The sequence below is a fragment of the Xylanibacillus composti genome (genome assembly GCF_018403685.1).
Classification (GTDB): domain Bacteria; phylum Bacillota; class Bacilli; order Paenibacillales; family K13; genus Xylanibacillus; species Xylanibacillus composti.
In genome coordinates this window covers 11,374-32,264 of sequence record NZ_BOVK01000046.1, presented here as the reverse complement: position 1 = coordinate 32,264, position 20,891 = coordinate 11,374, and the positions used below count along the sequence as shown (strand labels likewise).

General features: G+C 54.3%; 21 protein-coding genes. 18 read left to right on the top strand and 3 right to left on the bottom strand.

Annotation, left to right across the window (positions count from 1 at the left end):
- The first annotated feature begins 146 nt into the window (after positions 1 to 146).
- Both XYCOK13_RS15845 and XYCOK13_RS15840 read left to right on the top strand, forming a co-directional pair.
- Positions 147 to 821 carry a futalosine hydrolase gene (locus XYCOK13_RS15845; protein ID WP_213413216.1) on the top strand — a complete coding sequence of 225 codons (675 nt, stop codon included), beginning with the start codon at positions 147 to 149 and terminating at the stop codon, positions 819 to 821.
- Positions 818 to 1,654 carry a 1,4-dihydroxy-6-naphtoate synthase gene (locus XYCOK13_RS15840; RefSeq protein WP_213413214.1) on the top strand — a complete coding sequence of 279 codons (837 nt, stop codon included), beginning with the start codon at positions 818 to 820 and terminating at the stop codon, positions 1,652 to 1,654. The genes XYCOK13_RS15845 and XYCOK13_RS15840 overlap by 4 nt, the downstream gene beginning before the upstream one ends.
- Before the next feature lie 103 nt (positions 1,655 to 1,757).
- Here the strand turns inward: XYCOK13_RS15840 and XYCOK13_RS15835 are convergent, their stop codons facing one another.
- On the bottom strand, positions 1,758 to 1,961 hold the full coding sequence (locus XYCOK13_RS15835; RefSeq protein ID WP_213413212.1) for a hypothetical protein: 204 nt from the start codon (positions 1,959 to 1,961) through the stop codon (positions 1,758 to 1,760).
- 191 nt (positions 1,962 to 2,152) lie between these two features.
- On the opposite strand from XYCOK13_RS15835, the gene XYCOK13_RS15830 reads away from it, so the two are divergent.
- Both XYCOK13_RS15830 and XYCOK13_RS15825 read left to right on the top strand, forming a co-directional pair.
- Positions 2,153 to 2,734 (top strand): GNAT family N-acetyltransferase, encoded by a 582-nt coding sequence (locus XYCOK13_RS15830; protein WP_213413210.1) that lies wholly within the window; start codon positions 2,153 to 2,155, stop codon positions 2,732 to 2,734.
- A gap of 68 nt (positions 2,735 to 2,802) precedes the next feature.
- Positions 2,803 to 4,293, top strand: a complete 1,491-nt coding sequence (locus XYCOK13_RS15825) for a methyl-accepting chemotaxis protein (protein ID WP_213413208.1) — start codon at positions 2,803 to 2,805, stop codon at positions 4,291 to 4,293.
- A gap of 217 nt (positions 4,294 to 4,510) precedes the next feature.
- Here the strand turns inward: XYCOK13_RS15825 and XYCOK13_RS15820 are convergent, their stop codons facing one another.
- Entirely contained in the window at positions 4,511 to 5,161 is a 651-nt protein-coding gene (locus XYCOK13_RS15820; RefSeq protein ID WP_213413206.1) for a response regulator transcription factor, read from the bottom strand.
- A 292-nt stretch (positions 5,162 to 5,453) separates the two neighbouring features.
- On the opposite strand from XYCOK13_RS15820, the gene XYCOK13_RS15815 reads away from it, so the two are divergent.
- The 14 genes from XYCOK13_RS15815 to XYCOK13_RS15750 all read left to right on the top strand — a co-directional run bounded on the left by XYCOK13_RS15815 (position 5,454) and on the right by XYCOK13_RS15750 (position 18,451).
- Positions 5,454 to 6,365 carry a decaprenyl-phosphate phosphoribosyltransferase gene (locus XYCOK13_RS15815; protein ID WP_213413204.1) on the top strand — a complete coding sequence of 304 codons (912 nt, stop codon included), beginning with the start codon at positions 5,454 to 5,456 and terminating at the stop codon, positions 6,363 to 6,365.
- Positions 6,362 to 7,708 carry a lipopolysaccharide biosynthesis protein gene (locus XYCOK13_RS15810; protein WP_213413202.1) on the top strand — a complete coding sequence of 449 codons (1,347 nt, stop codon included), beginning with the start codon at positions 6,362 to 6,364 and terminating at the stop codon, positions 7,706 to 7,708. The genes XYCOK13_RS15815 and XYCOK13_RS15810 overlap by 4 nt, the downstream gene beginning before the upstream one ends.
- Complete coding sequence (locus tag XYCOK13_RS15805) at positions 7,705 to 8,562, top strand: glycosyltransferase family 2 protein (protein ID WP_213413200.1); 858 nt, start codon at positions 7,705 to 7,707, stop codon at positions 8,560 to 8,562. Before XYCOK13_RS15810 ends, XYCOK13_RS15805 begins: the two co-directional genes overlap by 4 nt.
- A 26-nt stretch (positions 8,563 to 8,588) precedes the next feature.
- Positions 8,589 to 9,587 carry a glycosyltransferase family 2 protein gene (locus tag XYCOK13_RS15800; protein ID WP_213413198.1) on the top strand — a complete coding sequence of 333 codons (999 nt, stop codon included), beginning with the start codon at positions 8,589 to 8,591 and terminating at the stop codon, positions 9,585 to 9,587.
- Positions 9,588 to 9,591: 4 nt separating this feature from the next.
- On the top strand, positions 9,592 to 10,635 hold the full coding sequence (locus XYCOK13_RS15795) for an NAD-dependent epimerase/dehydratase family protein (RefSeq protein WP_213413196.1): 1,044 nt from the start codon (positions 9,592 to 9,594) through the stop codon (positions 10,633 to 10,635).
- A 54-nt stretch (positions 10,636 to 10,689) separates the two neighbouring features.
- Entirely contained in the window at positions 10,690 to 12,102 is a 1,413-nt protein-coding gene (locus XYCOK13_RS15790; RefSeq protein ID WP_213413194.1) for an aspartate aminotransferase family protein, read from the top strand.
- Between the two features lie 12 nt (positions 12,103 to 12,114).
- The gene (locus tag XYCOK13_RS15785; RefSeq protein ID WP_213413192.1) at positions 12,115 to 13,155 is read left to right on the top strand and encodes an endonuclease/exonuclease/phosphatase family protein; all 1,041 of its coding nucleotides are present in this window, start codon (positions 12,115 to 12,117) and stop codon (positions 13,153 to 13,155) included.
- A gap of 72 nt (positions 13,156 to 13,227) precedes the next feature.
- Positions 13,228 to 13,476 carry a response regulator transcription factor gene (locus XYCOK13_RS15780; protein WP_213413190.1) on the top strand — a complete coding sequence of 83 codons (249 nt, stop codon included), beginning with the start codon at positions 13,228 to 13,230 and terminating at the stop codon, positions 13,474 to 13,476.
- Positions 13,477 to 13,723: 247 nt separating this feature from the next.
- Positions 13,724 to 13,912: a hypothetical protein gene (locus XYCOK13_RS15775; RefSeq protein ID WP_213413188.1), complete on the top strand. Its 189-nt coding sequence runs from the start codon at positions 13,724 to 13,726 to the stop codon at positions 13,910 to 13,912.
- Between the two features lie 76 nt (positions 13,913 to 13,988).
- Positions 13,989 to 14,441 (top strand): hypothetical protein, encoded by a 453-nt coding sequence (locus XYCOK13_RS15770; RefSeq protein ID WP_213413186.1) that lies wholly within the window; start codon positions 13,989 to 13,991, stop codon positions 14,439 to 14,441.
- On the top strand, positions 14,438 to 16,222 hold the full coding sequence (locus XYCOK13_RS15765) for an ABC transporter ATP-binding protein (protein WP_213413184.1): 1,785 nt from the start codon (positions 14,438 to 14,440) through the stop codon (positions 16,220 to 16,222). The genes XYCOK13_RS15770 and XYCOK13_RS15765 overlap by 4 nt, the downstream gene beginning before the upstream one ends.
- Positions 16,209 to 16,649, top strand: a complete 441-nt coding sequence (locus XYCOK13_RS15760) for a TlpA family protein disulfide reductase (RefSeq protein WP_213413182.1) — start codon at positions 16,209 to 16,211, stop codon at positions 16,647 to 16,649. The genes XYCOK13_RS15765 and XYCOK13_RS15760 overlap by 14 nt, the downstream gene beginning before the upstream one ends.
- A 272-nt stretch (positions 16,650 to 16,921) precedes the next feature.
- Complete coding sequence (locus tag XYCOK13_RS15755) at positions 16,922 to 17,389, top strand: hypothetical protein (protein ID WP_213413180.1); 468 nt, start codon at positions 16,922 to 16,924, stop codon at positions 17,387 to 17,389.
- A 135-nt stretch (positions 17,390 to 17,524) separates the two neighbouring features.
- The gene (locus tag XYCOK13_RS15750; RefSeq protein ID WP_213413178.1) at positions 17,525 to 18,451 is read left to right on the top strand and encodes a manganese-dependent inorganic pyrophosphatase; all 927 of its coding nucleotides are present in this window, start codon (positions 17,525 to 17,527) and stop codon (positions 18,449 to 18,451) included.
- Positions 18,452 to 18,642: 191 nt separating this feature from the next.
- On the opposite strand, the gene XYCOK13_RS15745 is transcribed toward XYCOK13_RS15750, so the two are convergent.
- On the bottom strand, positions 18,643 to 20,580 hold the full coding sequence (locus XYCOK13_RS15745; RefSeq protein WP_213413176.1) for an S-layer homology domain-containing protein: 1,938 nt from the start codon (positions 20,578 to 20,580) through the stop codon (positions 18,643 to 18,645).
- Positions 20,581 to 20,891 lie beyond the last annotated feature (311 nt).

Genomic DNA, 20,891 nt, shown 5'->3' with positions numbered 1-20,891 from the left:
GGGTAATTTTATCATAAATCCTTTAGAAATGTAAGTAAATAAATGATTGGTTTAACAACGGGAGCAATCCTTGTCCACAAGGGGATTGCATAATTCTGAATCTGTGGTTTAATGGGGGGGACAAGCAAATGAAGGGGTAAGGACAGATGAAAACGGAAGATAGCAGCCTGCGGCCGCAAGGCCGTGTGCTCATTGTGACAGCCGTGCCTGCCGAACGCGATGCGATAGCGTCAGGGTTGAACGGCTGTGCGCAGGTGGATGTGATTGCCGGAGGAGTTGGACCGGCATTCGCAGCTGCCGCCGCAGCGAAAGCGCTGTCGGAAGCGGATTATGCCTTGGTAGTCAGCGCGGGAATCGGGGGAGGCTTCCCCGAGCGGGCCGAGGTCGGCTCGCTTGTGCTTGCCGATCACATGATCGCCGCCGATTGGGGAGCCGAGACACTGGAGGGCTTCGCGAGTGTGGATGAATTGGGCTTCGGGACGGCAAGCTTCTCTACGCACAGCGGCTTGACGGCCAGCTGGCAAGCGGCATTGCAGAATGCCGGGGCAAGCGTTGCTGTAGGGCCCATTCTGACTGTATCCACGGCAACGGGCACAGCCCGCACAGCTGCGCTGCTGGCCGCGCGATTGCCGGGCGCCGCAGCGGAAGCGATGGAAGGCTGCGGCGTTGCAGCGGCCGCACAGCTTTGCGGATTGCCGGTCATGGAGATTCGCGCGATCTCGAACCGGGTGGGGCCAAGAGACCGCGAGTCTTGGCGCATTCCGGAGGCGCTCGAACGGCTGCAGACAGCAGGGAAGACATTACTGGAGGTGCTACAATGAAGATCGCGTATTCGCCATGTCCGAATGATACCTTTGTGTTCCATGCCTGGGCGCATGGCCGCATTGACGGGGCGCCGCCCCTTGAGGTGACGTATGCCGATATTGACAAGACGAACCACTGGGCAGCGGAGCGCAGCGGTCCTGAGGTGATGAAGATTTCCTATGCGGCGCTGCCCTGGGTACTGGACGACTACACATTGCTGCCCTGCGGGGGAGCGCTTGGCAGAGGCTGCGGGCCGCTGGTGCTGACGAAAGACAGCAGCGAGCGGGGCCCGGCTGTGCTATCGGGCCGCAAGGTAGCTGTGCCGAGCGAACGTTCCACCGCATACTTGCTGTTTCGGCTTTGGGCAGCGCAGCAGGTCCCTGGGGGAGTCGGCGAAATCGTCGTCATGCCGTTCCATGAGATTATGCCGGCGGTCCGGGATGGCCGCATCGATGCCGGACTCGTCATCCATGAAGCCCGCTTCACCTATCAGCAGTATGGGCTGACGATGCTGGCCGATATGGGCAGCTGGTGGGAAGCGGATACCGGTCTGCCCATTCCGCTTGGCGCGATTATCGCCAGACGCTCATTGGACGCGTCAGCGATTGCCGGATGGATTCGCCAATCCGTGGACTATGCGTGGAAGCACCCGGAAGCGTCGCAGTCTTATGTGATGGAGCACGCCCAGGAGATGTCGCGGGAAGTGGCGCAGGCGCATATTGATCTGTATGTGAACGAATTTACAGCCGACTTGGGGGACAGCGGCTATGAAGCGGTAGAATCGCTGCTGGTCCGGGCAGCTGACGAAGGCCTTGTGCCGAAGGCTGATCTCGCCTTGCTTCGCCGTTAGCGATCAGGCTTGGCCTGGTTCGAAAGGAAGCTCGGTGATTTCCGGCAGAAGAGAAAACAAGGTCGCTCCTGGTCAAGCAATGGACCTGGGCGGCCTTGTTTTTTCATTCGTACAAGCGGAGCTGGCTGACCCGAAATTCATACTCGTCGCGAGCGAGCATCTGCCCGGCGAGACGGACAAATAGCGGCGTGAATGCTTCCATTGTGCCGATTAAGGGCAGGCGGGAACCGGCTTTGCTTCGCGCATAGATGGTAGCATGGGCCAGATAGGCTTGTTCAAATTGTTGATCGGTATACAAGCATTTCATGTTTCCATCACCTGAAAGCCAGTGTGCCCGTTTTATGTCCGATTATGTATGGGAACACCACTTTTCGTCCCATTTTTTGAAATATTCTAAAAAATATTGAGTCATCTTACGATATAATAGAGTAGAAATCGATAGAAAGGAGGGTGCTTTGCCAGGACGCAAGTCAACGAATCCAGATAAGGAGGTCGGACATGTATAAGAGAGTGGAGAATGAGATTGAACAAGCCATGTTTCACTTCATTTGGATGACAGCCTGGAGGGAGAAAGGATTTGAATTTGAGTTTGCCCGGCACGTGCTGGACCGCTATCTAGTGATCACCCCTGACATGGAATATGTCGGGTCGATCGAATTCAAGCCATACGATCCGCAGCATGGTGCGGTGAACGAAGTGGCGCCGTTTCAAAGCCATCCGCTGGTTCGGGATGCCCGCTCACGCGTGGCTGAGGTTGACAAGGTGGCGCTGCTCCCCGAATACAGGGGGAAGTACATTGCGGAGCTGTTGACTGCAGCCGTGCACTTTGCACGTGAAGGGGGATACGATTATTATGTGTCCCTGTTGGACCCTGTGTTTTACCGCGCGCTGCGCATCACATTCAAGGTGCCGATGAGCAAAGTAGGAAAGGAGGTCTATTATAAAGGAGGAAATGTTGTCCCGGTTTTGTTCCATATGAAGGAAATGGTGGACAGCCCGGAACGCTATGAATGGCTGAGCGAACAGTACGGGAATGCTGCGCGTGTATTATTAACAGAATATTCAGACTATATTGGATAGCTTAATCATTCCTTCACACGCAGCCCGCCGAATATTACTCATCATTTAGAGAAAGAGAGAAGATACAAATGGATAATGCTACGTTGGTATTGCATAGAAGAAATCGCCTGTTCGTCAAAATTCTTTGGGGAATGCTGGCGCTGGGCATTTCGGTGGATCTGGCAGCCGGATTGCCCGCAAATCTGATTTTGACGCTTGCGGCGACAGGTACAGCCTTGTGCGGCTTAACCACGCTTTTGACATACCGGGGCATCGCGACCCCCTTCATCAAGTACTTGGTTCCCTGCATTTTGATGATCATTACGGTCATGCTGATTGTGATGGACCCGCAGCCGATCACCAGCACTTATTTTCTCGTCTATGTAAACATAGCTCTGATGACCTTGTACGCGAACTATAGGGCCATTGTATTCAGTGGACTGCTTGGACTTGGCGTGAGCACCTATTTGTACATGGACGAAGGAATCCGCCAGGCGCTGTTTCCCGGCGAATCCTTGCTCTATCTGTATTTGTACCTGCTGTTCTTCACGGGGGCGCTCGCCTTCTCCGCCCGCTTCAGCGAGCGGCTGCAGGCGAGTGTGTCTCGCGAAAAGCAGGAGGCGTTCCAGGCCAAAGAGGTAACCGACCGTCTGGTTGACAAGCTGAAATCATCTATCTTGCTGCTGAACGCATTCAGTACAGAACAACGAAGCGATATACAGCAGACGGGTCAAATCTCCAAGGATGTGACACACACATTCACGGAAATGTCCAGAGCCGTTGAATCCCAGACGGCGCATATTGTGGATGTGTCCCACACCATTGGAGGGCTGGAGCAGCTCGTCATGCAATTGGCGAAGCAGGCGGAGGAGCTGCAGCAGAACAGCACGCATACATCCGCGCTGACACATGAAGGGCAAAGCAGGATTGTGCGATTGGCGGAGGAAGCGGGTCACGCGCGGAAGGTCATTCGCGAGACTGTAGAAGAGATGGACGAGCTAAATGCCCAGAATGACCGGGTAAGCTCGATTGTCAGTACGATTTCGGACATCTCCGAGCAGACGCATATGCTGTCCTTGAATGCAGCGATTGAAGCGGCAAGAGCCGGCGAGCAAGGCCAGGGCTTCGCTGTTGTCGCAAGTGAGGTCCGCAAGCTCGCAGACCGTGCACGGACGGCAACGGAGGAGATTGAAGCGATTCTGGATACGATTCGCAGGCTGATTACGTCGGTGCACGAGCGCATTCAGGTGGGCGAGCAGGCGGTGGCCGGCAGCCATGGCGGCGCTCAGCAGGTGAAAGCGATCATTGAGCAGATCGCCGTCAACATGGATCAAGTGAAAGGATCTTCGGATGTAGTGGACGAGTCTGCCGTCCAGATGCGCAGGGAGTATGCCTCGATCTTGACAAGCATGGAGCAGGTAGCGGCCGCTACGGAGGAAGGCAGCGCCTCGATACGGGAAGTTTGTGCCAGCATGGAGGAACAGGATGCGAAGATTCATCGCATTGTAGAGGCGTATGATCAGCTGGACGCGCTTGTACAGGAATTGAAGCATCTGGTGGAAGGAAGCGTGAATGGTTGATTCGATGACACGCGGATAGCCCGATGCAGGCTGTTCCGCCTGATCTATTCCAGCTTGGGGCTGTCCCGTCAGTGCTTATTGGCGAACGGGGTGGCCCCCGCATGCCTGCGTTTATGATTCGGTTGGGCTCATGTCCCGTACTGCGTTTGTATTGCGTCTGTACCGCGCCTGTGCTGCGCCTCTGTGCGCAGCACGGTTTTTCTATTCCCCGGGCAAGCTAATGGATTTCCTGGAGCACCGGCGTTTCTTCCATGCGCTCCAGCTTGCTGATCGCTTCCTTGCAGCTTCGCGCCTGCAGCTTCTTCAGCATGGAATTTACCTGATTCTTGAGCGTCCGCTCAGACTTCATCAGCTTGCGGGAAATGTCCGCCAGCGTCATCCCCTCTCTCACCAATTCGAATATAGTTCGCTCAGCTGCAGTCAGCACCTTTAACCGTTCCTCCCGTTTCAGGCGCAAATAATCCTTAAGCAGCACTTCCATAGGGGAGTTGCTTCGAAAGCACGAGCGTATGATGTGAGGCAAGTCCCGGAAGCTGTCCGTATACGTGTAATGCAAAGCACCGGCAAGAAAACACTGCTGAATTACATGCTCATCGCGGAGGGCTGAAAAAACCAGCGCTTTCACCGCTTTCGAATCCGTCATGCTGGTCATTTCGGCAATCGCCTGGACGCCTTCCTCCCAACTCCCATCCTTCATCTGTACATCCATAACGACAATGTCCGGCAGGATGGCTTTGGCTGCCCGCATGGCTTGTTGATGCGAGGTGACGGCGCCTACGATGAGAAAATCATGCTCGTCGTTCAGAAAGGCGGTCAACAGCTTGAGCCATTCCGGATTCTCCTGCACGATCAGGATGGTAGTGCCCAAAATCACTTCCCCCCCTCTGCTCATGAATTTCCCGTAGACAGGGCCGGGTATATCCCTACTATAATGGATGAACGGAAAGGAGACAATCACGCACAAACAATTTAGTACCAATTTTCAGAAAAGTCACAAAAAAATTAGAACTATCGCCGTCCACCCTTATTTTCTATATTTAAATTGTCGAAGCGCGGACTGGCGGTACTTGTCATTTTATAGAATAGGAGGGAAAGAAATAGATAATCTTGTTGGATTTGCGGGAAATGTGAAGCAATTAAGGAAATGAGGTGATTCGTTCATGTTTGTGCATTTTACGCAGAAGGTCAATCATATGCTGATGGTAAAAGTCACGGGATTTAAGCATTTCCTTAAGCTTTTTCGCATGCGTCAGTGGTCGAAGAACATTTTTGTCTTCGCGGGTCTCCTGCTAGCGCTGGACAGTGTGGATTTCATTATGGTGCAGCAAGCGGTCTTTGCGTTCTTCCTGTTCTGCGGCATATCCAGCTCCGTATACATGATCAATGATGTGGTGGATATTGAAAAAGACCGGCTTCATCCAGTGAAGCGCAATCGTCCGCTGCCGTCCGGACAGGTGAAGGCCGCTCATGCTGCGATTGCGGCAATCTTGCTTAGTGCCACCATTCTCTTCTTGTCTTTCCGGTTAAACGTTTACTTCGGCTTTACACTCTCCTCCTACTTCTTATTGAATCTCTTGTATTCATTCAAATTGAAACATTACGTGTTCGTCGATGTCATCATTATTTCCTCCGGCTTCGTGCTGCGGGCGCTATCCGGCATCCTGATCGCAGGCGCTGCGATATCTCTGTGGCTTCTGCTCAGCGTCGCGTTCCTGACATTGTTCCTGGGGGTGAACAAGCGCAAGAAGGAGCTGCTGCTGCTGAAGGAGGATTCGACGGCACATCGCAAAAATTTAAGCCAATATTCTATCGGACTGATCAACGAGATGATTCCGATGCTCACCTCCTGTACGGTGATTACTTATTCATTCTTCATTATTTATGAGTCGGACTCCAAGCACATGATTGTGACGATCCCGATGGTGCTGTACGGCATCTTCCGCTACCAGTACTTGACCAACCGCACCGAGTATGGCGAGAGTCCTGAATTGGTCCTGCTGCGGGACAAGCCCACGGTGCTGATCATGCTGCTTTGGGCGGTCATGTTCGGACTTAATGTGATGGCATTATGAAAATGCATGTACCGGTCATCCGCGACATGCAGTCGCGCCTTCGGGATATAGCGTCCAATGCCCAGGTCAAGCGCTTCGTCAGCAATCTCGGGACCGTATTCCTGTTTCGCTTCGCCGCAGCCGTCCTCAATGCGGTGGGGCTTGTGGCGGCGGCTCGTTATTTCGGCGTGGTGGCGGTCGGCGATATCAACATCATTCAGAATGCCGGTTTTTTCCTGATTATCCCTATGTTGATCGGTGTGAACGTAGCCATTGTGAAGTACTTGCCCGCTGGCAACGCAGAAGAGCAGGGGCGGCTCATTGGATCGGTTTTTGTATGGAATGCCGCTTTGCTTATGGCGTGCAGCCTGCTGTACTTGTTCCCGGGAATGAGGCTGGCGGAGTGGTTGAATTTGTCGCCTGCCGTATGGCTGTGGAGTGTGCTGTTCGCGATCTCCGTCAACATCTCCATGGTGTTCGATGCCATACTGCGAGCGGAAGAGAAGTTTTTCTTGCTTGGCAAGGCCAGATTGATTGGCACTGTACTCTTCTTCGTCATTGTGCTGTTGGCCTGTCTGCTTTCCGGCAGCTTTTACCTGTTCATTGCGGCGCTTATGGTTAACCACCTGACGTTCGCGGTATTGGCTTACCGGGGCATGAGTGTGCGACGCTTCCGCTTCTCCTGGCAGAGCTCCAGGAAGATTTACAGCTATGGCAGCATCAATATGGTCAGCTTGGGGCTGTCGATGGTGCTGTTCACGAGCGATATTTTTATCGTCAACTACTTTTATTCCGGCTACGAGGTTGGCATTTACTCTGTCTACATGGTCAATGTCCGCATGTTTTTCAATTTATTGTTTCATGAAATATTCGCAGTCGTGTTCCTGCCGACAGTCGCTCAGATGGACAAGCTGATGCTGTATCGCCGGTTGATGAAGCTGACGCCGCTGATATTGCCGGCTGCCATGCTGGCCAACGCCGTGCTGTGCGTGACACTGCTCTTCTTGTTCGGCAGCGAATACCCGCTGAACTGGACGTTTGTTGCGCTCGTATCGATCGGTACCGGGTTTCACTTCTTGTACTGGGTGATGAACTCCATTTTTACGGTGGAGGGCAAGAAGGGGGCGCTGATCTGCCTGCAGGTGCTGGGCATTCCGATGCCGTTCCTGCTGGGTGCAACAGTGTATTTGACGAAACTCTACGGGATAGCGGGGGCCATGGCCGCTTCTTTGCTTACCCAGCTGGTGCTGATTGGCATGTTCATTGTCGTCATTCGCTTGCAGTATGGCAAAGACCGCTTGCGGGAGGAGCACAATCATCAGCCATCCTTGACAGAATGGCAAAAGGAGGATCGCTCATTATGAAAGCCAGCATTATTATTCCAACCAAGGACAAGCTGTCCAGGCTTCGCTTGACGCTTCACGCGCTGGAATCGCAAGTTGGCGCCGATGTCGAGGTCATCATCGTCTTCGACGGCTGCTCGAAGACAACCATAGAGCAGTTCAAGCAAAGCTCGTTCGGCTTCCAGCCTGTCATCGTGATTAGCGAGCACAATGTAGGCCGAGCCGCCGCCAGAAATTTGGGTCTGGCTCAGGCGAAGGGGGATATCGTCATCTTCGTTGACGACGACCGGGTGCCTGCCGCGGATTTCGTGCGCAGACATATCGAGGGCCATCGGGAGCCGTGCGTCTTGCTTGGCAAGAGGACCGATGTCTTGTACTCGGAGAAGGAGCTGGATCACCTGTACGTGTTGGGTCGCGTTCGGCGCAATCCGGATGCAGTGCGGGAGAGAATGACGAAGCTCGAAATGTACAAAACACTGCCCGTCAGCATGAAGAGCTCCTTGCGATGGCTGTTGTTCTATACGGGCAATGTCTCTGTAGACCGCAGCTGCCTGGAGCAGATTGGCGGCTTCGACACGAATTTTCAAGGCTGGGGACACGAGGATCTGGATCTTGGCATCCGCCTTGCGAAGCAGGGCATTCCGTTCCGCAAGGATGACGCCATCGTCAACTATCATCTCATGCATGACAGCAACTTTGACCTGCGGCAGCGGAGGAAGGAATCGGCGCGCAATCTGGCCTATATGATTCGCAAGTACAGAAAGGACGCCATTGTCCTGCTGCTTGCCATTTTCTACGTCAGGCACAAGCTGTTCGGTCTGCGCTACAACCGTCAGGTTGTGCAGGAGAAGAACGTGCTTGTCGGCAAGTCATGACCGAATCGTGGAAGGAGGATTTATGCATGCATGATCAGCCATTCGTTTCCGTTGTCATTCCGAATTACAACTATGCCAAGACGCTGCCGCGTTGCCTTGAGGCGCTGCAGCATCAGACGTACAAGCATTTCGAGGTCATCGTCATTGACGATGGCAGCACAGACGAATCTGTGGAGATCGCGAAGCAGTATCCGTGCCGGCTAATTCAGACGAGGAATAATGGCGTGTCCGCCGCACGCAATCTCGGCGCGGCGGAGGCCAAGGGGGAAATCGTCTTCTTCCTGGACAGCGATGTCGCCTTGTTCGAGGACGCGCTTGCCAATACGGTAACGGCCTTCGAGGAGGACCCGACGCTGGGTTCCGTATGCGGCATCTATGCGAAGGAAGCGCTGTTCCGGGACAGCCTGTTCGAGGAATACCGCACGCTGCAAGGCTACTATTGGCGCAAGAGCTCAGAAGGCTATGTCACGGCGGGCTTCTTCTCATTGGGTGCGGTGCGCAAGTCTGTATTCATGGAGCTGGGCGGCTTCGACCGCCGGCTGAACAATTCGGAAGATATTGAGTTCGGCCACCGGTTGAATGAGAAGTACAGGCTGCTGCTTACCAGCAAGGTGATGGGCTATCACGACGACGAGGACGAATTCCGCAAGCTTGCCAGGAAAATGCACGAACGGGCCAGGCAGCGGGTGCCCTTCTACTTCCATCGCAAAAAGCCGACCAAGGGCTTCGAAACACCGCTGCGAGGCATAGGCATGCTGTTCGTCGGGCTGAGCACGCTGCTGCTGCCGCTGGCACTGGTCGAAGCGTCCATGCTATGGGGGTTCCTCGCATGCGTGCTCGTATTTCTGCTTACCGATGCGGGCCAATACCTGTTCGTGAGGAAGGAGCGCGGCCTGTTGTTCACCCTGTATTTCATTGCCATGCATTGGGCGATTACGGCGGTCGTGTTCTGGGGCTTCGTGCGGGGCTTCTTCAATTTCGCCACCAGCCGGCAATTCCGGATGAAATACAAATACGGGGAGTAGAGCGATGAAGAAAAAAGTGTTGATTACCGGCAGCAACGGCGTGTTGGGACGCAATTTGGTCGAATACTTGGCCAAGCGTCACCGCAATGACTACGAGCTTGTGTTGTTCGATCAAGTGCAGAGCGCCGAATTGGCGCGCGATTATGAAGCCCGTCAGGGGGATATCCGGAACGCAGAGGAGGCAGCGGCTGTAATGCGGGGCGTTGACATGGTCGTCCACACGGCCTCCGCTTCGCCCTCCTATCCGGATCATGAGATTTACGACATTATCATTAATGGCACGAAGACGCTGATGGAAGAGGCGTTCCGCCAGAAGGTGTCACGTTTCGTCTACATCTCCTCCACCTCCGTATACGGCGTGCCGGAGAAATCCCCCATCTATGAGGATGACGAAGTGAAGCCGTACGATCCGTACAACAAAGGGAAAATTGCGGCCGAGAAGCTGTGCGCCGAATGGCGCGGCAAGGGGAAGTGTGTCACGGTGCTGCGGCCCCGGTCGTTCATCGGTCCTTACCGGCTTGGCACGTTCGGCATCTTGTACGAGTGGGCGCAGGAAGGGCGGCATTTCCCGATGCTTGGCAAGGGGCAGAACCAGTACCAGCTGCTCGATGTGGAGGATTTGTGCCAGGCGATTGAGCTTGCGATGTGCGGCGACCCTGATCAGGTGAACGATTTGTTCAATATCGGCGCCAAGCATTTCACGACACTGAAGCAGGATTATCAGGCCGTGCTGGACGCGGCTGGACACGGGAAGCGGATCATCAGCCTGCCGGCGAAGCCGATGATGGCCGTGCTGGGCGTGCTGGAGAAGCTCAAGCTGTCGCCCTTCTACAAGCGCCTGTACCTGAAGCTGAACCGGAATTATTATGTGTCGATTGAGAAGGCGGAGCGCCAGCTTGGCTACCGTCCGCGCTACTCCAACCAGGAGGCGTTGGTGCGGAATTACCATTGGTACTTGGCGAACCGGGACAGCAGCAGGCAGCAGGGGAACAGCAACAATGCGGTATGGAACCAAGGCATTCTGAAGCTGGCCAAAATTTTTTTCTAAGCTGGCAGGCAGGCCAAACGAGGCAAAACCATAAGAGGAATGGGGGAACTGTTCATGCAAACAGTACAAGGCTATCGTTTTTTAACCGTTGAAGACGCAGATGCCATGACGGAAGAGGAGAATCTGCGGCTGTTCAAGAAGCATATCGGCCAAAACTTGGGGAAGATGCTGTCCATGCTCGGCTTTGCCGATGCGATACCGGTTCGGGCGGAAGGGATGCACATTACACTCAATGACGGTCGCGAAATTCTGGACATGACCGGTCATGTGGGCGTGCTAGTCGCCGGACACAACCATCCGCGCATCATCGAGGCGCGCCGCAAATGGGGAGAGCGCAGAGGGCTGGAAACGTGGAAGTTTTTCCCCTCCCCCTATCAAGGTGCGTTATGCCACAATCTATCGCTCATTTTTCCGGAGGATCTGGAAATAGTCTTCTTCTGCAACAGCGGAGCCGAAGCCAACGAAGGCGCGATGAAGCTGGCGCAGAAATACGCGGGACCGGAGCGCAAGATGGTCGCATTCACGGACATTTCGTTCCACGGCAAGACCCACGCGACCTTGACGGTGTCCGGCTCTGAGCAGCATCAAAATCATCACTTCAACAAGCTGGAAAATTGCCACATGGTGAAGTACGGCGATTTCGAAGCGCTGCGCGAGCTGGTGGAATCGAATCTGATTCGCAAAGGCGTAAGCCGGGTCGGCACCTTCATCGTCGAGGCGATCCGCACGGAGGGCGTCGTGAAGCCGGACAGCCGCTACTTCCAACAGGTGCGTCAGCTGTGCGACCAATATGACATTGCGCTGATCTTCGATGAAATTTACACCGGCTTCGGTCGTACCGGGAAGATGTTCGCCTTCGAGCACCACGGCGTCAGTCCCGATATTTGCTCCTTCTCGAAGGCGTTCGGGGGAGGCAAGGCCACCTTCGCCGGCTTCATTACCCGTCCGTCCATTTATAACAAGGCATACGCCAAGATGAATGAGGCAACGCTGCACTCGACGACCTACAACGGCTATGGAGAGGAGATCGTCTCATCCCTGGAAGTGCTGCAAATTATTCAAGACGAAAGACTTGTGGAGAATTCAGAGGAAATGGGCGCTTACCTGCTGCATCGCCTGGAGGAGGTGCAGCGAGAATACTCGGACCTCGTTGCGGAAGTGCGCGGGGTCGGCCTTCTGTGCTGCATCAAGTTCAAGTCCAAGACCGAGAAGCTGCTGCGCATGATTTCGAGCACCGGCTCCGAGGCGATGGAGAAATTCGTGACCGGAGCGATCATTACGAAGCTGTTCCAGGAGCATAACATCCTGACCTTTACGCCGCCGCATGATTCCGCGCAGCTCCTCATTACGCCCAGCCTGATCATCCGCAAGGAGCACGTGGATCAGTTTATCGAGGCGCTGAAGCAGGTGCTGGGCAGCAGCCTGTGGACGGTCGGCTTCAGCTATATGAAGAAATTGAAAGGATAAGGGGAGGCGAAGATGCAAGCTTATACGGAGACAGGAACTGCGACCAAGAGCAGGCTGGCATTTGCCTTCATGAATTGGCGCCATGGCGCGGCCTTGACCATGCTTGCGCTATCCTTGATTCTTCATGTGTGGGTTATTGGGAAGTATGCCTGGTGGAATGTGGCGGGGAGCGTGCCCCCGATGCTTTTGATGCTGGTCCCGGTTATGGCAGCCATGCTGGCTATCCGGGCCAAGCGGAAGGGGGTGTTTTTCCTATATGCGGCGCTGCTGCTTCTCATTTGGTTCCCGAGGATGGATGTGAATCTGGCCGCACCGGTCAACGCCTGGAAAAGTACGGATGCTGCGGGCTTGAAAGTGCTGTCGTGGAACACCGAGTTTTGGGACCAGTACGATCAGATCGACATGTATGCGTTCCTGCGCGACCAGGATCAGGATATTTACATCCTGAGCGAGTACGAATACAACGATAACTGGCAGCCCTTGCTGATTGACCGATACGACGAGATCGTCGCGAACTTTCCCGGTTACCATGTCGTCACCGAATACGAATTCGTCATCATAAGCAAATACCCGGTGATGCATTACGAGCTGGGTGCCTCCAAGCAGGTCATGATGGCAAGGGTGCAGGTTGAAGACAAAGAGCTGGTTATTGTGAATGTGCATCTGAGACCGCATGTCGATCTGGGCAACAGTTTGATTTCACCGATTTTCTGGAACTATGTGAAGGAAAGGCATGCGCTGCGCTTGCAGGGGTTTGAGGAAATCAGGCGTTATGTGGAGCAGGAACAGGCCTATCCGGTCATCGTGACCGGAGACCTGAATACCACCGTGCTGATGACCGATCTGGATGAGATGACGGGATCGCTGAATCATGCGATCCGCCATTCTACAGATTTGTTTCCGACATCCTGGGCGCGCCCCGGCGGGCGATTCTGGTGGCGGATCGACCATTTTTTCTACAACGACCATGTGGAGGTTCACACGTATGACATGATTCATGATGTGCGATTGTCCGACCACAAGGCGATGGTTGTCAACCTCGAGCTGAAGTGACGCATTCGCTCCTGATTGGCGTATCAGCCGTCTGGCGGCCTGCTTGCTCCGAATAGGAGGGAGGTAGGTGTCATGAGGTTTGATGCTGTCTTTTTCGAAGAAAGGTTAAAGAAGCATAGGCTGACAGCCAGAGAGTTGGAAGTGACCGTCTATTGGATTATGGACTATTCTTGCAAGGAAATTGCCGATCAGCTCATCATCAGCCACTACACCGTACGGAGCTATATTCGCAGCATCAATCGAAAGATTGGGGTGAAGTCGAAAGCATCCCTTATCCTGCATCTGCTCAACGATGAGCCGGCCCCGACGAGCGGGGACTAAGCGATGGGCGTTGAGGATTCGGGAATCGAAGGCGCTTAGACGGGTGCGAGAGGCGCTGGCTGATGATGGAGCTCGCGCGCAGCGGCAAGAGCTGCGGTTCCTGCTGCAACCGGTGAGAGCAAGGAAAACATCGCTTTCAGAATGGCTGAAGCAAAACTAGAACAGAGGAGGGATGTTCCTGCGTGAATGGAGGGTGATACAATGATAGTGCGGAACGATACTCTTAGCCAAAAAGGAGGTGGAATTTATGCCTCAGTACAGTCCCGTATTCAACTGTTACGGCGGCAGCGCTACAAACATTACGTACTCCAGCGCTTACTGCTCCTGGTACTTGTGCGATGATATCGGCCCTTACAAGAGCCGTAGAGTCGACTACACATATCGGTGCACGAATGGCGGAGGAGGCGGCGGCTCCTTCCAGGTAGGCTGCTGTTAAGCATCAAAAAAAAGGCGCATTCTTTTCGTTCGCGGGAGAATGCGTCCTCTGTTTATATGGAGAAGGGAGGGTGTTTATGAAGGAGACGAAGCAGGAGCACCTGAGATTCCTCCGCACGTACAAGGAAGCGGTTGTCGGCGACCGCCTTCCGGACGCGCCCGCATCGGATGAAGCCGATCATCCTACCTTGTCTGCATGCATCCGCGGCCACCTGCTGCTGTTTATCGTCAGTGTACACTGCGAGTTATGCTATGACGCGCTGCGCGAGCTGTATGCATTCGTACTGGAGCGGCCGCATTCGAATGTCGTGATCCTGCTCGAAGGAGACGAATCGGCATGGGCTACGCTGAATGAGCAGTTTGCCGGACGCGCGCGCGTATTCCGGAAATCGAAGGCGGCCATTCTGCGAGAGCTCGGCACCAGGGGAGTGCCGTGGGGATATGCGGTACAAGCGGACGGCCGGATTTGCGCCAGCCTGCCATGTTCGGCCCCGGAAGATTTCGAGCAGCTGGCGGCTGCGTTAGGATGAGGCAGCGGAGCAGGCAGATGCGGCAGGCGTTTGGCCTGTTGGTATGGCTGTCGCGGCAGACTAAGCCCGCCATTCTTGGCATGGTCTTGCTGCTGCTGGTCAGCCCGATTCTGAACTGGGCAACGGTGATGCTGACGAAGCACTTCATCGATTCGCTTTCTGGAGAAGAACTCCGCACGATGCTGCAGCTGGCGGCCGCGATGGGAGCAATCGCGATGGCGATCGCGATAGTAGGCCGACTGCAAGGCTTCTTGGGCGACCGGCTGTCCCTCGATATGGCCTATCGGATGGAACAGTTCTTGCTCGAGATGATAAAGCCGGAGCATGTTACACTGCTGGAAACGCCGCAATTTCAGCAGGATCTCAACATCCTGAAGAACAGCTTGTTCAAGATCAACTCCTTCATTCAAGCGGGACTGAGCTTCCTGCACCAAATCATCCTGATCGTCATCTATACGTGGATGCTGCTGCCGTACAGTGTGCTCGCTGCAGCACTGGTGCTTGCCTGTTCGCTAACGGTGCTGGCGCAGGTGTGGAAGCAGACGTCGCGGCAGGAGAAGCTGTTTCAGTCGATATCTCAGACCGAGATGGAGGCGCGCCATCTAGGCGACCTTGTCCTGCAGCCTGCTGCCCAGAAGGAAATGCTCGTGTTCGCTGCCAAGACGTTCTTGATGGAGAAATGGCGCCGTGCGGCGCACAGCGTTACAAGGGTGCGGAAGCAATTTCTGAGGAAGGATCTGTCGTGGGAGCTGCTTGTCGAAATCGTGCAGCCGCTCGGCTTCTTCGGGATTCAGCTTATCCTGCTGCCCAAGGTCGCAAGGGGGCAAATGTCTGTCGGCGATTATGTCGCGATGAGTGCGGCTGCAGGCTATCTCGCTGCCAGCTGGAAAACCTTCTTCCATTCGCTTGCGCCGTTTAAGGGGGTGCAGCTGTTTGTTCAGCGTTTCTTCCGGTTTCAGGACACGTACTTTCCTCAGGCGCCACAGCGAGGCAAGCGGCTCGGAAAGCTGCGCAGGCTAGAGTTGAATGAGATGAGCTTCACCTATCCGGCCAGGAATGAGCCAGTATTGCGCGATATTCATCTTGCGTTGACAAGGGGGGAAATGATAGCGCTGGTTGGCGAGAATGGATCGGGCAAATCCACGCTTGCCAAAGTGATTGCCGGTCTGCATCATGTAGACCGGGGACGAATGTTCGTCAACGGGACCGATCTGTGCGATGTCGAACGCACCAGCTACTATGCCCGTGTATCGATTGTCAATCAGGATTACATGCGTTACCCGTTCAGTGTGTACGAGAATATTGCGCTTGCATCGCCGACTGCAGAAGTGAAAGAGAGGGCGGACGGCTTCCTCCAAGACTTTCCCGAGCTTGTTCCCGCGCAGCTGCTAGGTCAATTGGACACGGTAATCGGCCACCAATATTTGAATGCCAGGCAGCTGTCCGGCGGACAATGGCAACGGGTGGCTATTGCCCGCGCGCTGTACAAGGAGGCCGATCTCCTAGTCTTGGATGAAGCTACGGCGGAGTTGGACCCGGGACTGGAGCTGCCGCTGATCGAACGGCTGCGCAGCTTGCGCCGGGGGAAGATGACTGTGCTGGTTACGCACAGCATGCATGTAGCGAGAAGAGCAGATTGTATTTATGTGCTACACAACGGCACGATAGTCGAATCCGGAAGCCATGAACGGTTGATCGCGGCTGACGGCCTGTACAGCAGGATGTGGGAGCGGCAAAATGAAGCTGGGAAGAAAGGAGACGTTCAAAGTGTCTTTGCCTGATTTCAGGAAGTTATTGAACCGGGACGGCAAGCTGACCCGAGAGCCGGTTTCGCTGCAGGAGGGCGATACGTTCCCGCCTGTGGCCGATCCCGCTGTTGCCTATGCCGAATTCCGGGAATCCGGGACCACCTTATTTGTTTTTATCTCGATGACATGCGCAGCCTGTATGGCGCTGCTGCCGGTACTGAAGGACTGGGCCGGACGCGGCAAAGGATCTGCTGTGCTTATGATGAACGGCTACCCCGAGGAAAGGGAGGAGATCGTGAAGCATTTCGCCTTTCCCTTCCCGGTCATGCTGGTAGAGGAGCAGGAAATGAGGGACAAGTACCGCATTCCCTTTACCCCTTACGCCTATCAGGTGGAGGCGAGCGGCCTGATTGTGAAGCATGGCGAGGTGAAACTATTCCTCGCGGGAGGGCAGGGATAGGCAGAGAAATGCCAGGTTATAAAGATTCGGCATGAAGGGCGAACGCAGAGGTCAGAAAATTCGACTTCGGTTCGTCTTCTTTCTATTTAAATCGCTATAAAACACTAGTAAATCCGTTTTGCCGCTATTATAATGGAGATGGGTTGTCAAGAAAAAATGGACAAGATCAAAATAAATTCGTCTATGCGAAAATAACTTGACATATATGTACATAAGTGGTATATGGAGGCGTTTGACAGCAGGAAGATGTCGAGTAATCGAGGTGCAGGTGTATGATGACTACACAACCGCAGATACTCAGTTTATTCTATACGGTGTTAAGTCTTCTGGTTCTAGTTGTCCTATACCAGGGGGTAAAAAAATACAAAGAGCGCCGCTTCGTGGAGGAGGTGCTGGAGCATATCAACGCGCAGTCGGATAAGTGCGTACAGGATTGCAGCATTTTGTACCTGGCCTGCCACAATCCCGCATTCAAGGAGATGAACGGCGCTGTATCGGAATATCCCGGGCAGATGGCGATTGTGCTCGAAGGACCCGACTGGTTCGTACGCAACAAGAAGCACTGCTGGCGCAGACATCATGTCATCGCTGCCGAGCAGCTGTCGCAAGTTCCGGTGCATTTCAGCCAGACGATGCAGCTGTACTGCAGGCAAACCCGGAAATGGCTCGGTCCTGAGGAAACAGCCCGATATTTGCGGGAGCATCGCAAGCTTCAAGCTCCGAATGAATCGGCCATGTGAGCGTCAGGGTGTCCATTCAGAATCTTTTGGCCCAAAGAATAGAAATTTGCGGCGAAAATCGCTATAATCTCTAATAGGGAGTGACCTGCTGAAAGCGGACTGGAAACCCAATACTTATGGAGAAGGAGTTTAATCATGGCGAAAACATTGATTTTTGGGCACAAAAATCCGGATACGGATACGATCTGCTCTGCGATTGCTTATGCGGATCTTAAGAAGCAGCTTGGCGAGGATGTCGAGGCTGTGCGATTGGGCGCTGTGAATGAAGAGACCCAATATGCGCTGAATCATTTTCAAGTAGATGCGCCGCGCTTGGTAGAGACAGTTGCCGGCGAAGTGAAGCAAGTCATCCTTGTGGACCACAACGAGCGCCAGCAGAGCGCCAACGATATTGATCAGGTTGAGGTGGTGGAGGTTATTGATCACCATCGCATTGCCAACTTTGAAACAAGCAATCCGCTCTATTATCGAGCCGAGCCGGTGGGCTGCACGGCGACGATTTTGAACAAGCTGTACAAGGAAAAGGGCAAGCAGATCCCCAAGCCGATTGCGGGATTGATGCTGTCCGCGATTATTTCCGATTCCCTGCTGTTCAAATCGCCAACCTGCACGGAGGAAGATGTGGCTGCAGCCAAGGAATTGGCCGGTATCGCGGGCGTTGACACAGAAGCGTACGGACTGGAAATGCTGAAGGCCGGTGCGGATCTGAGCAAGAAGACCATTGACGAGCTGCTTACACTGGACGCGAAGGAATTCCAGATGGGCAGCAGCAAGGTCGAGATTGCTCAGGTGAACGCAGTGGACGTGAACGACATTTTGTCCCAACAGGCTGAGCTGGAAGCTGCTATGCAAGCGAAGATTGCGGACAAGGGACTTGACCTGTTCGTCTTCGCGGTTACAGACATCCTGAACAACGATTCTGTAGCTGTAGCCCTCGGCAGCAAGGCAGACGCTGTCGAGAAAGCCTACAACGTGAAGCTGGAGAACAACAAGGCGCTGCTGAAAGGCGTCGTATCCCGCAAGAAGCAAATCGTTCCTGTTCTGACAGACGCTCTGAATTAATCGCGGAGCGGAGTATATCAGCACAATAGAGCAGAAGCCTGTCACCTTATCGCAGATCGGTAGGGTGACAGGCTTCTTTTTTTATGTGGCATCTGGATGGGAGTGCTCCCTTGGAAAGCAAGAAGCTGTCCCGAGCATCGCGGGACAGCTTCTGTGTGCAAAAATCAGCAGTCTGTTAAACCAGGTAAAAATTAATCAATAAAGCCAATGCTGCCCAGATAACGGCTGATCATGGCTGCTGCTTGCGCACGGGTTGCATTGTCGTGCGGCGCCAGCGTTGTGGCGTTCATGCCGTACACGATGCGGGATTGAATCGCTACGGCCATTTCTTCAACCGCCCAACCGCCTACTTGATTGGCATCTGTGAAGCCGGCAAGCTGCGCGCGCACTTGCGCATCCGTCAATTCGACGCCCTTGCCCGCATAAGCCATCGCGCGTACGACCATGGCCGCAAGCTCTTGCCTGGAGATCACCGCATTCGGGCGGAATGTGCCGTCCGGATAGCCGTAGATCAATCCGGCTTCCGTAGCCGCCTTCACTTCGGGTTCGTACCAGGAACCTGCTACGACATCGCTGAAGGAAGTCCGTCCGGACTGGGGCTCAATGGCAAGCGAGCGCACAAGCAGAGCGGCGAATTCCGCGCGCGTCACATTCCGGTTCGTCTCGAATGCCGTATCCGAAGTTCCGAAGACTACCAGCTTGTTGGCAAGCTTCGTGATGTCATCCTTCGCATAATGATTGTCAGGCACATCGTTGAACTGCTTGTCGCTGGTGACGACTGCATAGATGCTGTTCGTATTGCGCTTCAGCACCGCTGTTGACTTGCCGTCGGCTGTCTCGAATACCGATGGTACGAACAGCACGCTTTCCGTTGCCGGATGGTAGACGACGCCAGTCGACCGGTTGGCGCTCACCGCTTCATCCAGGAACAGGCTTCTCTCCACGTAAGTATTGCCGAAGTTTCTAATGTCTCTGCTCTGTCCGCTGCTTGTCACAACACGCAGACCGAACTCGACCGGTGTGCCGATCAGCTCGGCGCCAACTTTGTTCGCAGCAGCTGCAACCGCATCTGCTGTTGAGCTGGACACTGCTTTCATGGACACCTCAAGCGTCAAGCTGGACAAGGAAGTGCCCAGAGCATCCGCTTGATCTTTCAGCTTCAGCACGCCAAGCGGCAGGGAATAAGAAGCGATGTCGGATACAATGATGATCGTGGCTCTTGGGTTGTTCTCCCAAATCTCATGCAAGGTTTCGGCAGGCAGCTTCAGGAGATCGCCAGGAATAAGAATCGTGACTGTATCCCGACCTTCGAACGCTTGCTTCAAGGAGTTGGCGGATACAGTATCTCCGTAGACCGTGATCGTGCCTCCGGATACACTGTCGCTGATGCCGCCACCGCCACCGCCGCCGCCAACGGGACCGCCGCCGCCTCTTGGCTGCTGCATCGTCATGTTGCCAGCCGGTACAAGCCAGTAATACTCGTTGCCGACCTTGCCGATATCTCGGCCTTCCTGCGAGGCTGCAACCGTCTGGCTAGCCGTATAACGTCCATTCTCGGCGGTAATCGTGTATGTGCCAGCTGGCGCGGCGAACTGATAAAGCAGTCGGTTCGCGTAAACGCTGTCTGTTACCGAGCTTGCGCCGTACACGTTATTTGTTACGGTTCCATATGGCACCACTTCCCGGTAACCGTTGCCGCTGATCGTCAGCGTCGTACCGGCTTTGCTTGCGCCGTTCAGGAACAGCTCGCCGTGAATGTGATAATGCTGGGCATATACGGATTCCGTGACGCCAGTGACCGCCTCAGTCAGCTTGATCGGCTGCCGGTTGTCCGTCAGGTCGCCGGGAATTCCTGCGAAGTTGTAGTAGCGAACCCCGTCTGCCTCCCGATCATACGTGGCTTCGACCACGCCGATCTTGGCGCCATCCCATCCATAGACATTGATCGTGACCGTCTCATCCAGCGTCTCCCCATTGTCATAGTAGACGGTGCCGGTCACCGTACCGTTTGACGAGTAAGTGACTTGCGTAAACACGGCTGCCGCAAGTGCGGCCGCCGGCGCAAGCAGGGCAATCAGCATGCATGCCACTAGCGCTGTGGAGACTCGGCTCATCCATTGTCGTTTCATCTTGCTCCAGATCCTCCTTATGCAGTTTTGTGTACTAATGGTGTTTGTTCGTCCAGTACGTAAATGGAACATTGCTCCCTCCTTTCCATATCATCTAGAAATTGCATAAATGAATTGCTGGCATCTGCCGCTAGATGAAAGCGCCAGACGCATCCGATTATATTGTTCGCAGGCACTTGCTAGGTTTGTGTACGTAGAATGAAAAATTTTTTTGGAAAATTTAGAAGAGGAGAAAATGGAGGAGGGGTCTGCTCGCAAATCACGGCCAGTATACAAAAAAAACAGCAGCAGGGAGTTTGTCTGTTCCCCGT